The sequence below is a fragment of the Pseudomonas sp. DF5 genome (assembly GCF_058148225.1).
Genome location: NZ_JBYVYM010000016.1, coordinates 102,854 through 117,548, shown reverse-complemented (window position 1 = coordinate 117,548; position 14,695 = coordinate 102,854). Strand labels below are relative to the sequence as shown.

At 58.3% G+C, this 14,695-nt stretch carries 16 protein-coding genes; 6 read left to right on the top strand and 10 right to left on the bottom strand.

The window, feature by feature from the left end; genetic code table 11:
- Positions 1-8: 8 nt before the first annotated feature.
- Entirely contained in the window at positions 9-1,058 is a 1,050-nt protein-coding gene (locus AC30D7_RS16605; RefSeq protein ID WP_490134782.1) for a DUF2066 domain-containing protein, read from the bottom strand.
- Positions 1,059-1,444: 386 nt separating this feature from the next.
- Between AC30D7_RS16605 and purM the strand changes: the two genes are divergently transcribed.
- From purM to AC30D7_RS16580, 5 genes are all read left to right on the top strand, one after another.
- Positions 1,445-2,503: a phosphoribosylformylglycinamidine cyclo-ligase gene (gene purM, locus AC30D7_RS16600; protein ID WP_019579631.1), complete on the top strand. Its 1,059-nt coding sequence runs from the start codon at positions 1,445-1,447 to the stop codon at positions 2,501-2,503.
- A complete protein-coding gene (gene purN, locus AC30D7_RS16595) occupies positions 2,503-3,153 on the top strand; it encodes a phosphoribosylglycinamide formyltransferase (RefSeq protein ID WP_008013876.1) in 651 nt (216 codons plus the stop codon). Before purM ends, purN begins: the two co-directional genes overlap by 1 nt.
- Positions 3,154-3,161: 8 nt before the next feature.
- Positions 3,162-3,875 carry a DUF3108 domain-containing protein gene (locus tag AC30D7_RS16590; RefSeq protein ID WP_490134781.1) on the top strand — a complete coding sequence of 238 codons (714 nt, stop codon included), beginning with the start codon at positions 3,162-3,164 and terminating at the stop codon, positions 3,873-3,875.
- Positions 3,876-4,074: 199 nt separating this feature from the next.
- Positions 4,075-4,491: an OsmC family protein gene (locus tag AC30D7_RS16585; RefSeq protein ID WP_007936063.1), complete on the top strand. Its 417-nt coding sequence runs from the start codon at positions 4,075-4,077 to the stop codon at positions 4,489-4,491.
- A gap of 61 nt (positions 4,492-4,552) precedes the next feature.
- Positions 4,553-5,440, top strand: a complete 888-nt coding sequence (locus AC30D7_RS16580) for a pirin family protein (protein WP_490134780.1) — start codon at positions 4,553-4,555, stop codon at positions 5,438-5,440.
- Between the two features lie 64 nt (positions 5,441-5,504).
- Here the strand turns inward: AC30D7_RS16580 and AC30D7_RS16575 are convergent, their stop codons facing one another.
- The 4 genes from AC30D7_RS16575 to AC30D7_RS16560 all read right to left on the bottom strand — a co-directional run bounded on the left by AC30D7_RS16575 (position 5,505) and on the right by AC30D7_RS16560 (position 9,212).
- On the bottom strand, positions 5,505-6,233 hold the full coding sequence (locus AC30D7_RS16575) for a dienelactone hydrolase family protein (RefSeq protein WP_490134779.1): 729 nt from the start codon (positions 6,231-6,233) through the stop codon (positions 5,505-5,507).
- Positions 6,234-6,300: 67 nt separating this feature from the next.
- Entirely contained in the window at positions 6,301-8,205 is a 1,905-nt protein-coding gene (htpG, locus tag AC30D7_RS16570; protein WP_490134778.1) for a molecular chaperone HtpG, read from the bottom strand.
- Between the two features lie 81 nt (positions 8,206-8,286).
- Complete coding sequence (locus AC30D7_RS16565; RefSeq protein WP_490134777.1) at positions 8,287-8,739, bottom strand: PaaI family thioesterase; 453 nt, start codon at positions 8,737-8,739, stop codon at positions 8,287-8,289.
- On the bottom strand, positions 8,736-9,212 hold the full coding sequence (locus AC30D7_RS16560) for a PaaI family thioesterase (protein WP_490134776.1): 477 nt from the start codon (positions 9,210-9,212) through the stop codon (positions 8,736-8,738). Before AC30D7_RS16560 ends, AC30D7_RS16565 begins: the two co-directional genes overlap by 4 nt.
- A gap of 157 nt (positions 9,213-9,369) precedes the next feature.
- Here AC30D7_RS16560 and AC30D7_RS16555 point away from each other — a divergent pair, with 157 nt between their 5' ends.
- Positions 9,370-9,615, top strand: a complete 246-nt coding sequence (locus AC30D7_RS16555) for a hypothetical protein (protein WP_490134775.1) — start codon at positions 9,370-9,372, stop codon at positions 9,613-9,615.
- 76 nt (positions 9,616-9,691) lie between these two features.
- Here the strand turns inward: AC30D7_RS16555 and AC30D7_RS16550 are convergent, their stop codons facing one another.
- The 5 genes from AC30D7_RS16550 to sucC all read right to left on the bottom strand — a co-directional run bounded on the left by AC30D7_RS16550 (position 9,692) and on the right by sucC (position 14,686).
- Positions 9,692-10,093 (bottom strand): MAPEG family protein, encoded by a 402-nt coding sequence (locus tag AC30D7_RS16550; RefSeq protein WP_490134774.1) that lies wholly within the window; start codon positions 10,091-10,093, stop codon positions 9,692-9,694.
- The gene (locus AC30D7_RS16545; RefSeq protein ID WP_105339790.1) at positions 10,093-10,830 is read right to left on the bottom strand and encodes a DUF599 domain-containing protein; all 738 of its coding nucleotides are present in this window, start codon (positions 10,828-10,830) and stop codon (positions 10,093-10,095) included. Before AC30D7_RS16545 ends, AC30D7_RS16550 begins: the two co-directional genes overlap by 1 nt.
- A 165-nt stretch (positions 10,831-10,995) precedes the next feature.
- Positions 10,996-12,309 (bottom strand): branched-chain amino acid transport system II carrier protein, encoded by a 1,314-nt coding sequence (brnQ, locus tag AC30D7_RS16540; RefSeq protein ID WP_019648153.1) that lies wholly within the window; start codon positions 12,307-12,309, stop codon positions 10,996-10,998.
- A 329-nt stretch (positions 12,310-12,638) separates the two neighbouring features.
- On the bottom strand, positions 12,639-13,520 hold the full coding sequence (sucD, locus tag AC30D7_RS16535) for a succinate--CoA ligase subunit alpha (protein ID WP_007919877.1): 882 nt from the start codon (positions 13,518-13,520) through the stop codon (positions 12,639-12,641).
- The gene (gene sucC / locus AC30D7_RS16530) at positions 13,520-14,686 is read right to left on the bottom strand and encodes an ADP-forming succinate--CoA ligase subunit beta (protein WP_007919879.1); all 1,167 of its coding nucleotides are present in this window, start codon (positions 14,684-14,686) and stop codon (positions 13,520-13,522) included. Before sucC ends, sucD begins: the two co-directional genes overlap by 1 nt.
- Positions 14,687-14,695 lie beyond the last annotated feature (9 nt).

Genomic DNA, 14,695 nt, shown 5'->3' with positions numbered 1-14,695 from the left:
GAAAAAACTCACCAACGGAAATGTAACTGCGGCGTCGGTGCCGTGGCTGGCGTTGCGGCCGGCGCCGTACCAGCAGCCACGGGCTGAGCAGGGACCGGTGCCTGACCGGCCGGAACTTCCTGCAATTGCGCCAGAGACAACTGAGCTCGCAGCTGATCCGCGCTGCCATTGACGCGATAAACCACGCGGTCGCCATCGACACTTAGCAAACGCGCACCAAAGGGCTCCAGCAAACGCCCAAGCGTCGCATAACGCTCCAGATTCATGCCCTGCACTTCCAACAATTGCTCGCCCGATGCACCCGGCTTGGCGACAAAACGCGGCGCCAGGCGTTGGCTGACCGCCAGCATCACCGCATCGGCCACAGCGGCGGTATCGGCACCCTGCACGCTACCGGCCTCTTTCTGATCGCCCAGCCACAGACGCCACTTGGCTTGCCATTGCCCCCCTTCTTCACGGGCATGCACCGCCAGCAAGGCATCGGCATTGTAACGGTCGGAGGCAGTACGCAGCGGCGCTGGGTCCGCACCTTCCAGATTCGGCGCCGTGGCGACAATCTGTTCATTCAGATCCGCCAACGGCAAACGCAGCGGCAGGCCACGGTGCTGAGCCGCCCGACGCAGCGGCGCAGCGCTCGCCTGACCGTCGCCGACCAGGCTCGAACCTTCGGTGGAGTCATTCAACCACCAGCCGAGAATCGACGGCCGATCGGCTCCCCACACAGGCAATCCGGCACGACGCAAGGCCTGCTCGGTTGTGGTCGGATCGAAATCGACTTTCAATACTTCCGGCGGCCCGGCGTCGTAGCCGAACTGACTGATGATCTGCTGAGGGTCTTTGCGCACGGCCGCCAGACCAGGGCTCTGCGCCGCCTTGGGATCGCCGGTCAGACGCAACACCAGCGTTTCCAGCGCTTGCTGAGTCGCCTGATCGCGCGCCTCTGGCGTCTGGCCGCTGACCGGTTGGCGCACTTGATAGAGGCCTTTGACGGTTTCTGCATGGCTGGTCAGGCTGGCCACGGATAAACAGCCCACGAACAAGAATTTAAGAAAACGCATGAAAGATTCCTGACGACAAGAGCGGTTGGAACAGACCGCATGAAGATGATAGAGCCAGGGCTGTGACCACACACCCAAGCAAAACATTCATACGATCACGGTAAGTTTTCGCACTGTCATAACGATAGACGGTTAACGTCGTACCTTATACAACCATGTGGAGCGCCACCAACACGGGCAATATCAGTTTTTTTTAACGCGATATGCCCCTGCCCGTCGGTACGAGGATGGCCGCTGCCCCTCAAGCCTGATAAAATCGCGCGCCTTCGCAGACCGGCAACAGCCGGGCACTCTGAAACTCGCGTGAGGCAATCGCCCCATCGATTTCGGCGTTCCCCCGCTGGACTCGGTCGTTACCCCTGAATCCCCCCCTAAAGGCCTGGATCATGAGCAAGCAACCCTCCCTGAGCTACAAAGACGCCGGTGTAGACATCGACGCCGGTGAAGCATTGGTCGAACGCATCAAGAGCGTCGCCAAGCGCACTGCGCGCCCGGAAGTCATGGGCGGCCTGGGCGGTTTTGGCGCCCTCTGCGAAATCCCGGCCGGTTACAAACAACCGGTGCTGGTCTCGGGCACTGACGGCGTCGGCACCAAGCTGCGTCTGGCGCTGAACCTGAACAAGCACGACAGCATCGGCATCGACCTGGTGGCCATGTGCGTGAACGACCTGGTGGTCTGCGGCGCCGAGCCGCTGTTCTTCCTCGACTACTACGCCACCGGCAAATTGAACGTCGACACCGCTGCTCAGGTTGTGACCGGCATCGGCGCCGGCTGCGAACTGTCCGGCTGCTCCCTGGTCGGCGGTGAAACCGCTGAAATGCCTGGCATGTACGAAGGCGAAGATTACGACCTGGCCGGCTTCTGCGTCGGTGTCGTGGAAAAATCCGAAATCATCGACGGTTCGAAAGTCGCTGCCGGCGATGCCCTGCTCGCCCTGCCTTCTTCCGGCCCGCACTCCAACGGCTACTCGCTGATCCGCAAGATCATTGAAGTGTCGGGTTCCGACATCGAGAACATCCAGCTCGACGGCAAACCGCTGACCGACCTGCTGATGGCTCCGACCCGTATCTACGTGAAGCCGCTGCTCAAGCTGATCAAGGACACCGGCGCCGTCAAGGCCATGGCCCACATCACCGGTGGCGGCCTGCTGGACAACATTCCGCGCGTGCTGCCAAAAGGCGCTCAAGCGGTGGTTGACGTCGCGAGCTGGACCCGCCCGGCGGTGTTCGACTGGCTGCAAGAGAAAGGCAACGTCGACGAAACCGAAATGCACCGCGTACTGAACTGCGGCGTCGGCATGGTCATCTGCGTTAGCCAGGAGCACGTTGAAACCGCGCTGAACGTCCTGCGTGAAGCCGGTGAGCAGCCATGGGTCATCGGTCAGATCGCCACCGCTGCCGAAGGCGCGGCTCAGGTCGAACTGAAGAACCTCAAGGCTCATTAATGTCCCAGACCTGTGATGTGGTGGTGCTGCTGTCCGGCACCGGCAGTAACTTGCAGGCCTTGATCGACAGCACGCGGACCGGCGACAGCCCGGCCCGCATTGCTGCGGTGATTTCCAACCGCGCCGACGCCTACGGCCTGCAACGGGCCAGGGATGCGGGTATCGACACCCGCACCCTGGATCACAAGGCTTTCGAAGGTCGCGAGGCCTTCGATGCCGCGCTGATCGAGCTGATCGACGCCTTCAACCCCAAACTTGTGGTACTGGCCGGCTTCATGCGCATTCTCAGCGCTGGCTTCGTGCGCCACTATCAGGGTCGCCTGCTCAATATCCATCCCTCGCTGCTGCCCAAATACAAAGGGTTACACACTCATCAGCGCGCGCTGGAGGCCGGCGATACGGAACATGGCTGCTCCGTGCACTTCGTCACCGAGGAACTCGATGGCGGACCACTGGTCGTACAGGCAGTAATACCGGTAGAGTTGCACGACTCGCCGCAGAGTCTGGCGCAGCGAGTCCATACCCAGGAACACCTGATCTACCCGATGGCCGTACGCTGGTTTGCCGAAGGCCGTTTATCACTCGGCGAACAAGGTGCTTTACTGGACGGACAGTTACTCGCGGCCAGCGGCCACTTGATTCGAACCTAGGAGATTTTATGCGTCGTGCCCTGCTCTTCGCTTGCGCTCTGCTCGCCCTGCCGTTTGCGCAGGCCGCGGACCTTCAACCCTTCTCCGCCAGCTACACCGCCGACTGGAAGCAACTGCCCATGAGCGGCACCGCCGAACGCAGCCTGACCAAGGAAGCCAACGGCGTCTGGAAACTCAGCTTCAAGGCGTCGATGATGATCGCCAGCCTGACCGAAGAAAGCACCCTGACCCTGGACAAGGACACGCTGCTGCCGCAGTCCTACCACTTTGAACGCGGTGGTCTGGGCAAAGCCAAGAAGGCTGATCTGGACTTCGACTGGACCAACAAGATGGTCACCGGCATCGATCGCGGTGACGCCGTCAAGCTCCCGCTCAACCGCGGCATGGTCGACAAGTCCACCTATCAACTGGCGCTGCAGCATGACGTCGCCGCCGGCAAGAAAAGCATGAGCTATCAGGTCGTCGATGACGGCGAAGTCGATACTTATGACTTCCGCGTGCTGGGTTCGGAGAAAGTCGATACCAAGGCCGGCCAGATCGATGCGATCAAGGTCGAGCGCGTACGCGATCCAACACAAAGCAAGCGCATCACCGTGCTGTGGTTCGCCAAGGATTGGGATTACCTGCTGGTCCGTCTGCAACAAGTCGAAACCGACGGCAAGGAGTACAACATCATGCTCCTCGACGGTACGGTCAACGGCAAGACGGTCAAAGGCAGCTGATCCTGACCTTCATGAAAGCCTCGCAAACGCGGGGCTTTTTTTCGTCTGGCGTTTGCTTGGGCGGGAGCGATCAACGCACGATGCATGGGAAGGAGGCAGCATCGTGCAAGAAAGTGGAACGCGAACTTGAAGGAAGGCTCTATAAATTCAAGGTCTTTTTTGATCGAATGACTTTTTCCTGATCCCCGCGAGGTTTCCCATGACTGTTACCGTCAATACTGTCTCCGCCGAAGGTTTTCGTCACAGCGTCCAGATCGATGACCATGAACTGTTTGCCGATGTTCCCAAGTCGTCCGGTGGCGAAGGCACCGCGCCAGAGCCCCACGACTATTTCGACGCTGCCCTCGGCGCCTGCAAGGCTCTGACCCTGAAACTGTATGCGAAGAAGAAGGGCATTCCACTGACCGGCGTCGGGGTCGAGGTCAAGCGCGACAACAGTGAAGAGCAGAAAGGCAAATATGCCCTGCACGTCAAACTCACGCTCAAGGGCGTACTCACCGATGCCCAGCGCGACGAGCTGCACCGCGTGGCCGACCGCTGCCCAGTACACAAGCTGATGACCACCTCTGAAGTCAGCATCGAGACTCATCTGTCCGAAGGCGCCTTCAGCCAATAGCGGCAACGGCTGTGCAAGCGGGTTATGCTCCCTGCGTCACCCGCTTAGCCTGGAATGCACCATGAACACTCCGCTCGTGATCCGCCCCCGCGCCGAAGATGTCGAGGGCCAGCCGATCCTTCGCCCTTTGCCGTCAGCCAAATGCCGCAACGTCGGGCCCTTCGTGTTTTTCGACCACATGCTCGAAACCCGTTATCCACCGGGCAAAGGCATGAACATCCGTCAGCATCCGCACATCGGGCTGTCCACCCTCACCTACCTGTTCGAAGGGCAAATCCAGCACAAGGACAGCCTCGGTTCCGATCAGGTGGTGAATGCCGGCGATGTCAGCTGGATGACCGCCGGCAGTGCGATTGCCCACGTCGAACGCACGCCCGAAGCATTGAAGAACAGCGGCTTTACGATGCACGGTTTACAGATCTGGCTGGCCTCGCCCAAGGATCATGAACACGGCCCGGGACACTACAGCCACCATCCGGCTGCTACGCTGCCCGTCAGCGATAACCTTGGCGTGAAGATACGGATGATTGCAGGATCAGGCTTTTGCCTCGAATCGCCGATCCCGGTGCTTTCCCCTACGCTGTACGCCGAATTGAACCTGCAAACGGCGACCACACTGCTGATTCCCACCGAGCATGAAGAACGGGCGTTGTATGTGTTGAGCGGCGAGGCGCAGCTTGATGGCGAGCTGCTGGAGCCCTACACGCTAGTGGTGCTGCCGGCCGGGGAAGAAATGACGCTGCTTGCCGAGAGCGACTGCCATGCCGTGCTGTTTGGCGGAGCGCCACTGGACGGGCCACGACGGATCAACTGGAATTTCGTGGCCAGTGATCCAGCATTGATTGATGAAGCACGTCGGCGCTGGGCAGCCGGGGATTGGCCGACGGTGCCGGGGGAAAGTGAGCGGATTGAGTTGCCGAAACACCGAAGCCCGCCAACGCCCCTGTAACTGATCGGCTAATCGTTCCCACGCTCTGCGTGGGAACGATCAGTGTCCGAACCGAGGGCAGCAATCAGCCCTTGAACACTTCATCCAGCAAGTTATGCATCGACGTGAACGCGCGAGCCGCGGTTTTCGCGTCATACATCATCATGCCCGGCACGTTGGCATGCGGGTCGGTGAACGAATGCACCGCGCCGCCATAGCTCAGCAATTGCCAATCCACACCGGCGGCATTCATCTCAGCTTCAAACGCCGGCAGCTGCTCTTTCGGTACCAACGGATCGGCAGCGCCATGCAGCACCAACACCGAACCCTTGATGTTTTTCGCATCGTTCATGTTCGGCGTATCCAGCGTGCCGTGGAACGACACCGCCGCTTTCACCGGCGCACCGCTACGCGCCAACTCCAGCGCGCAGCAACCACCGAAGCAGAAACCAAAGCTCGCCAGTTTCGAGGTATCGACCGCCGCCTCGCCCTGCCCTTGCAGTTGTTCGAAGGCCGCCTGCATGCGCTTGCGCAGCAAGGCGCGATCATTCTTCAACGGCATCATCGCCGCGCCTGCTTCGTCGCCGTTCTGCGGACGAACCGATTGCCCGTACAAGTCGGCGATAAGCACCACATAGCCCTTGGATGCCACAGATTTGGCAATCTCCTCGGCGCCAAAGCTGACGCCCATCCAGTTCGGCGCCATCAACAGACCCGGACGCGGGCCTTTAAGGTCAGCATCGAAGGCCAGACGGCTTTCATACGATTGGCCGTCAATCTGATAGGCGACGGATCGAACAGTGATTTGGCTCATGACTGACCCCCAGTTAAAAAGCACCAGAATGAAAAAACCCGCCGAAGCGGGTTTTTATACAACTTGGTTAAACCGACAGTTCAACCAACAGCTTGTTCAGTCGGCGCACATAAGCCGCCGGGTCTTTCAAGCTGTCGCCGGCCGCCAGGGCCGCCTGATCGAACAGAATGTGCGACAGGTCGGCGAAGCGCTGGTCGCTCTGCTCGTTGTCGAGTTTCTCGATCAGCGGGTGAGACGGGTTGAATTCGAAGATCGGTTTCGAATCCGGAACCTTCTGACCGCTGGCTTCCAGGATCTGACGCATTTGCAGGCCCAGGTCTTGCTCGCCGATGGCCAGAATCGCCGGGGAATCGGTCAGGCGGTGGGAAACCCGCACTTCAGCAACGGACTCACCCAAAGCGGTCTTGAGACGCTCAACCAGGCCTTCTTTGGACTTGGCGACTTCTTCCGCGGCTTTCTTGTCTTCTTCCGAATCCAGGTTGCCGAGGTCCAGGTCACCGCGTGCCACGTCGACAAAGCTCTTGCCGTCGAAGTCGCTGAGATAGCTCATCAGCCACTCGTCAATGCGGTCGGTCAGCAGCAGCACTTCGATGCCTTTCTTGCGGAAGACTTCCAGGTGCGGGCTGTTTTTGACTTGCGCGTAGGTTTCGCCGGTCAGGTAGTAGATCTTGTCCTGACCTTCCTTGGCGCGGGCCAGGTAGTCGGCCAGACCCACAACCTGCTCGCCGTCGTCGCCCTGAGTGGACGCAAAACGCAGCAGGCTGGCAATTTTTTCTTTGTTGGCGAAGTCTTCTGCCGGGCCTTCTTTCATGACCTGACCGAAGTTCTTCCAGAAACCTTTGTATTGCTCAGGCTCGTTCTTCGCCAGTTTTTCCAGCATGTCCAGAACGCGCTTGGTCAGCGCCGATTTCATGGAGTCGATGATCGGGTCTTTCTGCAGGATTTCCCGCGACACGTTCAGCGACAGGTCGTTGGAGTCGACCACGCCTTTGATAAAGCGCAGGTACAGCGGCAGGAAGGACTCGGCCTGATCCATGACGAACACACGCTGCACGTACAGCTTCAGGCCTTTCGGCGCTTCACGCTGGTACAGGTCGAACGGAGCACGGGTCGGCACATAAAGCAGCGAGGTGTACTCGAGCTTGCCTTCGACCTTGTTGTGGCTCCAGCTCAGCGGGTTCTCGAAATCGTGAGCAACGTGCTTATAAAACTCCTGGTATTCCTCGTCCTTCACTTCAGTGCGAGGACGAGTCCACAGGGCGCTGGCGCGGTTGACGGTTTCCCACTCAACGGCGGGCTTCTCTTCACCTTCAGCGGCTGCCACTTCTTTCGGCAACTCGATCGGCAAGGCGATGTGGTCGGAGTACTTCTTGATGATATTGCGCAGACGCCAGCCATCGGCGAATTCGTCTTCACCGGATTTCAGGTGCAGAACGATGCGGGTGCCGCGATCAGCTTTCTCGACGGTGGCGATTTCGAATTCGCCTTCGCCCTTGGACGACCAGTGCACACCTTCGCTGGCGGCGAGGCCGGCACGGCGGCTGAATACGTCAACTTTATCGGCGACGATGAACGCCGAATAGAAACCAACACCGAATTGACCGATCAGGTGCGAGTCTTTTTTCTGATCGCCAGACAGGTGCTTCATGAAATCGGCGGTGCCGGACTTGGCGATGGTGCCCAGGTGAGTGACCGCATCTTCACGGCTCATGCCGATGCCGTTGTCTTCGAGGGTGACGGTTTTAGCGTCCTTGTCGAAGCTCACACGGATTTTCAGTTCAGCGCCGCCTTCCAGCAATTCAGGCTTGGCCAGCGCTTCAAAACGTAATTTATCGACAGCGTCAGAGGCGTTCGAGATCAATTCGCGAAGGAAGATTTCCTTGTTGGAATACAGCGAATGGATCATGAGGTGCAGCAGCTGCTTCACCTCGGTCTGGAAGCCCAGGGTTTCCTTTTGAGTTTCCACACTCATGGTCATCAAACTCCAATCAGATGGCAGTGGCCGCGACCTTGAGGGTCGGCGGCGGGTTGTCCTCAGAGTTGGGGGCTGAGATCAGGATTTCAAGGGCTCTTCGATTTTGAAGTGAGCTCGGGCTGTAGCAATGGGCTCGGCCTCAGTACTCTGCCAGGCGGTAATCGCCACGTTTGCTACCCGCCGGCCCTGTCGACAAACCTGGCATCTGGCCCAGGTATCGCGAAACTGCCCCGTGCGCAGGTAGTCGAGGGAAAAGTCGATAATCTTTGGTACACCGGGCGACCCGGTGAAAATCAGCAGGTGCAACGCTGCTGAGAGCTCCATGAACCCGGCAATCACCCCACCATGTATCGCCGGCAATAAAGGATTTCCAATGTTGTCCTTGTTGGCCGGCAGACGAAATAGAAGCTCATCTCCTACCCGCGAACATTCGACGCCGATCAGCTCGGCGTAGGGAATCAATTGCAGCAGCGAGGCATAGTCCCCCTGCACATGAGCTTGTTGAAGCTGCTCCTTGAACGTGTCAGTCATTTCGCACCTCCAGCAATGACACCGCCGAAGCTTTTAGTGCCTTTGACGCCCTTGCCCATACGCATAAAGGTGCCCACCACATGCGCGATGGGCTGTTCGGGGTTGTCCTGATAGGCAAAACCACGCGCGAAGATCACATCGGTGGTCACTCGGTAGCATTGGGCGAAGCCGTACACGTCCTTGTGCGGCTCGGCGGCATGCATGTAGTCGATGCGCAGGTCGAGCGTCGGGCAGACTTCGAACTCGGGCAGCACGCAGAGAGTGGCCATGCCGCAGGCGGTGTCCATCAGCGAGGTCAGTGCACCGCCATGAATCACCCCGGTTTGCGGGTTGCCGACGATCTGTGGGCTGTACGGCAGAATCACCGTCAACCCCTCGCTGCTGGCGCTGTGAACGCGCATACCGAGTACCTGGCAATGGCGCAACGCAGACAGGAACCGCGTCGCACGTTCAAAAACGGCGTTTTCGGCCATTTGATAAAACGCTCCTTAGTGTCCGGGAAAAGTAGCAGGCTCTTAAGTAAAAGTTCCGTAGCAAAACAAACTTATATATCTGAATGATTTAAGGAACTTAACCCTGGTCGCTGTGCTCGAAAGGCCAGTAAATATTTTCCATCAGGAGAAACACCCCATGCGTAAGACTTTAGCTATTGCCTTGATGTTGACCGCTTCCCTCGGTCTCGCCGCCTGCGGTAAAAAATCCGAGGACAAAGCTCAAGAAGCCACCCAACATACAGAGCAAGCTCAGGAAAAAATGAGCGAAGCTCAGGATAAAGTGAACGAAGCAGCAAAAGAAAACGCTGAAGCTGCCAAAGCTCAGACTGAATCGAACGCAGCAGCGGCAAAAGAAGCCGCGCCGGAAGCCCCTAAAAACTAAATGCGTTTTTAGTGATAAAAGAAAACCCGCCAAGTGCGGGTTTTCTTTTATCTGAAATTTTGTTCGAAACGCGCCCTTAGAGCAAAACAGTCCTAAAAGTCGGACTAATCATCAGCAACAACGAACACACTAATCCGACGAACCACACCAGACTTCGCTGCCAGGCCAGATCAGCCCAATAACACAGCAAGTAGATAACGCGCGCGATCACGAAGATGATCGCCAGCGTATCGATCAACCATCCCGCCGTTTGCGTGGTGTGCGCCATCAACACCCCGACCGCAAACAAAATGAACGCCTCGAAACTGTTCTGGTGGGCCGCCAATGCGCGGGCGCCGAAACCTGTGAGTTGCGCCTGTTGTTGACGCGGCAGGTGATTGTTGTAACCGCCCTGCTCTTTCATCGCCTTGGCCACCGGCATGCGCGCCACGAAAATCAACAAGGCACTGATAAACACACACCAGAACGGAATACTCATCAAGCCGCCTCTTTGTTCAGCTCAGGCAATGGCGCCTCTGTTGGGGTATAGACCATCACGTCAAGAACGTCGGAGTGAAACTCGCGACGATACAACACAAACACAACACCGGCGCTCATCAACATGAACAACCAGGGGCTGACAAACCACGCCAGCATGGTCATGCCAAAGTAATAGGAACGCAGACCGAAGTTGAACTGGTTGGCCGCCATGGAGATGACACGGGCGGCTCGGGACGCAAAAGCTTTACGCTCTTGCTCGGACACATGCCGCTCACCAATCATCGGTGCAGAACCCACGAGAATGGCCGCAAAATTGTACTGACGCATGCACCAACTGAACGTAAAGAATGCATAGACGAACACCAGCGCCAGACACAACAACTTGATCTCCGACATGCCTTGGGAAGCCTGCTGCACCATCGGGATATCCGCCAGCAACGACACGGCTCTTTCGGACGCACCCAACACCGTGAGAATACCGGCCAGGATAATCAACGTGCTCGACGCGAAGAACGAGGCGTTGCGCTCCAGGTTACCGATCACGCTGGCATCGGCGATGCGGTTGTCGCGCAACAGCATGCGGCGCATCCAGTCTTCGCGATACAGGTGCAGCACGCTGGCCAGGCATGCGGTGTCACGGCCTTTCCATGTCGCGTAACGGGTGTAGCCACCCCAGCAGACGACAAACCAGAGCGCGGCGAGGATGTGAATCAGATTGGCGTGGACGAACGACATGCAGTTCCTTGTGATGTGTGGATGATGAAACCTGCGGATAGTGCTTCGACGTTAGCCCAAGTAAAAAGACACTGCATCACGCGCATAAAAAAATGCCCCGTATCGATTGATACGGGGCATTTCCATTTGTAGCTCAAGCCCGCTTGTGGCGGGCCATGAAGCGACTTAAGCCAGCGCTTCTTCGCGCTTGCCCAACAGACGGTCGCAAACCACGGCAACCGCCAGGGTCATGACCGACGGCACCAGCCAAGCCAGGCCCTGCTCGCTCAGCGGCAGGTGAGCCAGTTGAGCCGGCATCCAGTCGGCCAGACCGGCGCCCTTGAGCGCGTCGATCATGCCGAAAATGAACGACACCAGCATCACCGGACCGACGATGCGGCCCTGCTCATGCCAGAAGTCCTTGCAGAAGCTCAGGGCCACCAGGGCGATGCACGGCGGGTAGATGGCGGTCAGTACCGGAATCGAGAACGCAATCAGCTTGGTGAGGCCCAGGTTGGACACCAGCAGGGAGAACGCGGCCAGGATAATCACCAGTGTCTTGTAGGACAGTGGCAGCACACGGCTGAAGTATTCGGCACAGGCGCAGGTCAGACCGACCGCAGTCACCAGGCAGGCCAGGGAGATCAGCACCGCGAGGAAACCGCTGCCGAGCGAACCGAAGGTGTGCTGCACGTAGGCGTGCAATACCGCCGCGCCGTTGGTGGCACCGGCGGCCACTTCATGGCTGCCCGAGCCGAGACGGAACAGGCTGACGTAAACCAGCGCCAGACCTACACCGGCAATCAGCCCGGCGATGATCGCGTAACGGGTGATCAACACCGGCGATTCCACGCCACGGGAGCGGATCGCATTGACGATGACAATGCCGAATACCAGCGCACCCAGGGTATCCATGGTCAGGTAACCATTGATGAAGCCCTGGGAGAACGGTGCCGCCACATATTCAGGGGTAGCCACGCCAATGTTACCGGCCGGCAACGCGAACGCTGCGATGCCGAGAACGGCCAGGGCGATGATCTTCAGCGGTGCGAGGAACCGTCCTACGGTGTCCAGCAGACGGCCCGGATAGAGCGAGATGAAGAACACCAGCAGGAAGTACACCGAGCTATAGAGAAACAGCGCCAGCGGGCTCTCGCCGGTCAGCGGCGCCAGACCCACTTCGAACGACACGGTCGCGGTGCGTGGTGTCGCGAACAACGGGCCGACAGCGAGGTAGCACGCGGCTGCCAGCAGGCCACCGGCGATTTTACCGATCGGGCTGCTCAAGGCATCCATTGCACCACCGACCTTGGCCAGGGCGACCACGGTGATCACCGGCAGACCGACTGCGGTGATCAGAAAACCCAGCGCCGCCATCCAGACATTAGGCCCGGACTGCAAACCGACGATAGGTGGGAAGATGATGTTGCCGGCCCCGACGAACAGGGCAAATGTCATGAAGCCCAGTGCCAGGATGTCCTGGCCTTTCAACACTTTCATTAAGGAAATACCACACTACTGAATCGGAATTTAGAGAGGGATTTCCCTTATGGGTGAGGGAAATGCTGTCGATCCGTATAGGACTGACCCGTTTAGCGCGCCGCAGCCTTGTGGGCCGCAAGCGCAAAATGGCGGCTAGCCTAACGAATTTGCCTGCCAAACGCACTATTACAGGGCGAACTATCCGATACGCGACATTTCAGCGTCGCGTTTTTGCATGTAATTGCGTCGTCGTCTGTAACTCCGTCATGACCAACGCAAGTCCCGGAAACGACAAAGGCCACCCGAAGGTGGCCTTTGTTTGGTGGAGCGTCAGTTAAGCGCGAGGCTTACTTGACGGCCCAACCGGTCAGCTCGGCCAGGGCCTTGCCGATGTCTGCCAGCGAACGCACGGTTTTAACGCCTGCGTCTTGCAGCGCAGCGAATTTCTCGTCTGCAGTGCCTTTGCCGCCAGAGATGATTGCGCCAGCATGGCCCATGCGCTTGCCCGGAGGAGCAGTCACACCAGCGATGTAGGAAACAACCGGCTTGGTCACGTGTGCCTTGATGTAGGCAGCCGCTTCTTCTTCAGCCGAACCGCCGATCTCGCCGATCATCACGATCGCTTCGGTCTTCGGGTCTTCCTGGAACAGCTTCAGGATGTCGATGAAGTTCGAACCCGGGATCGGGTCACCACCGATGCCGACGCAAGTCGACTGACCGAAACCGGCGTCAGTAGTCTGCTTCACAGCTTCGTAGGTCAGGGTGCCGGAACGGGAAACGATACCGACCTTGCCTGGCAAGTGAATGTGACCTGGCATGATGCCGATCTTGCATTCGCCTGGAGTGATCACGCCTGGGCAGTTAGGACCGATCAGGACTACACCCAGCTCGTCGCACTTGACCTTGGCATCCAGCATGTCCAGGGTAGGAATGCCTTCAGTGATGCAAACGATCAGCTTGATGCCGCCGAAGGCTGCTTCCAGGATGGAGTCCTTGCAGAAAGGAGCTGGAACGTAGATCACGCTGGCGGTGGCGCCAGTGGCAGCTACAGCGTCTTTCACGGTGTTGAACACTGGCAGGCCCAGGTGCTCGGTGCCGCCTTTGCCTGGAGTTACGCCGCCAACCATCTTGGTGCCGTACTCGATGGCTTGCTGGGTGTGGAAACTACCTTGCGAACCGGTAATACCCTGGCAGATAACTTTGGTGTCTTTATTGATCAGGACGCTCATTATTTGCCCTCCGCAGCTTTGACAACTTGTTGAGCAGCGTCGGTCAGGCTGGTAGCAGCGATGATGTTCAAACCGCTTTCTGCCAGTACTTTAGCGCCCAGCTCAGCGTTGTTGCCTTCAAGGCGAACAACAACCGGGATTTTCACGCCGACTTCTTTCACAGCGCCGATGATGCCTTCGGCAATCATGTCGCAACGAACGATGCCGCCGAAGATGTTGACCAGTACTGCAGCGACGTTAGTGTCGGACAGGATGATCTTGAACGCTTCGGTTACGCGTTCTTTGGTTGCACCGCCGCCCACGTCGAGGAAGTTGGCTGGTTTGCCGCCATGCAGGTTGACGATGTCCATGGTACCCATGGCCAGGCCAGCACCATTGACCATGCAACCGATGTTGCCTTCCAGTGCTACGTAGTTCAGTTCGAACTTGGCAGCGTGCGCTTCGCGCGGATCGTCTTGCGACGGATCGTGGAAAGTCTTCAGCTTAGGCTGACGGTACATGGCGTTGGCGTCGATGTTGATCTTGGCGTCGAGGCAATGCAGATCGCCGTCAGCTTTGATCACCAGCGGGTTCACTTCCAGCAGAGCCAGGTCGTGATCCTTGAACAGCTTGGCCAGACCTACGAAGATCTTGGCGAACTGAGCAACTTGCTTGCCTTCCAGACCCAGCTGGAATGCCAGCTCGCGACCCTGGAATGGCTGAGCGCCAACCAGTGGATCGATAGTGGCCTTGAGGATTTTCTCAGGGGTGTCGTGAGCGATTTTCTCGATGTCCACGCCACCTTCGGTGGAAGCCATGAACACGATGCGACGGCTCGAACGGTCAACGACAGCGCCCAGGTACAGCTCTTTAGCGATATCAGTGCACGATTCAACCAGGATTTTGGTGACTGGCTGACCATTGGCGTCAGTCTGGTAAGTCACCAGACGCTTGCCCAGCCACTGCTGTGCGAATGCTTTAGCGTCTTCTTTGCTGCGAACCAGCTTTACGCCGCCCGCTTTACCGCGACCACCGGCGTGAACCTGGGCTTTGACAACCCATTCGCTGCCGCCGATTTTGTCGCAAGCTTCTGCTGCTGCTTCCGGGGTGTCTACCGCGTAACCGGTGGATACTGGCAGGCCGTACTCAGCGAACAGCTGCTTACCCTGATACTCGTGAAGATTCATGCTTATTAC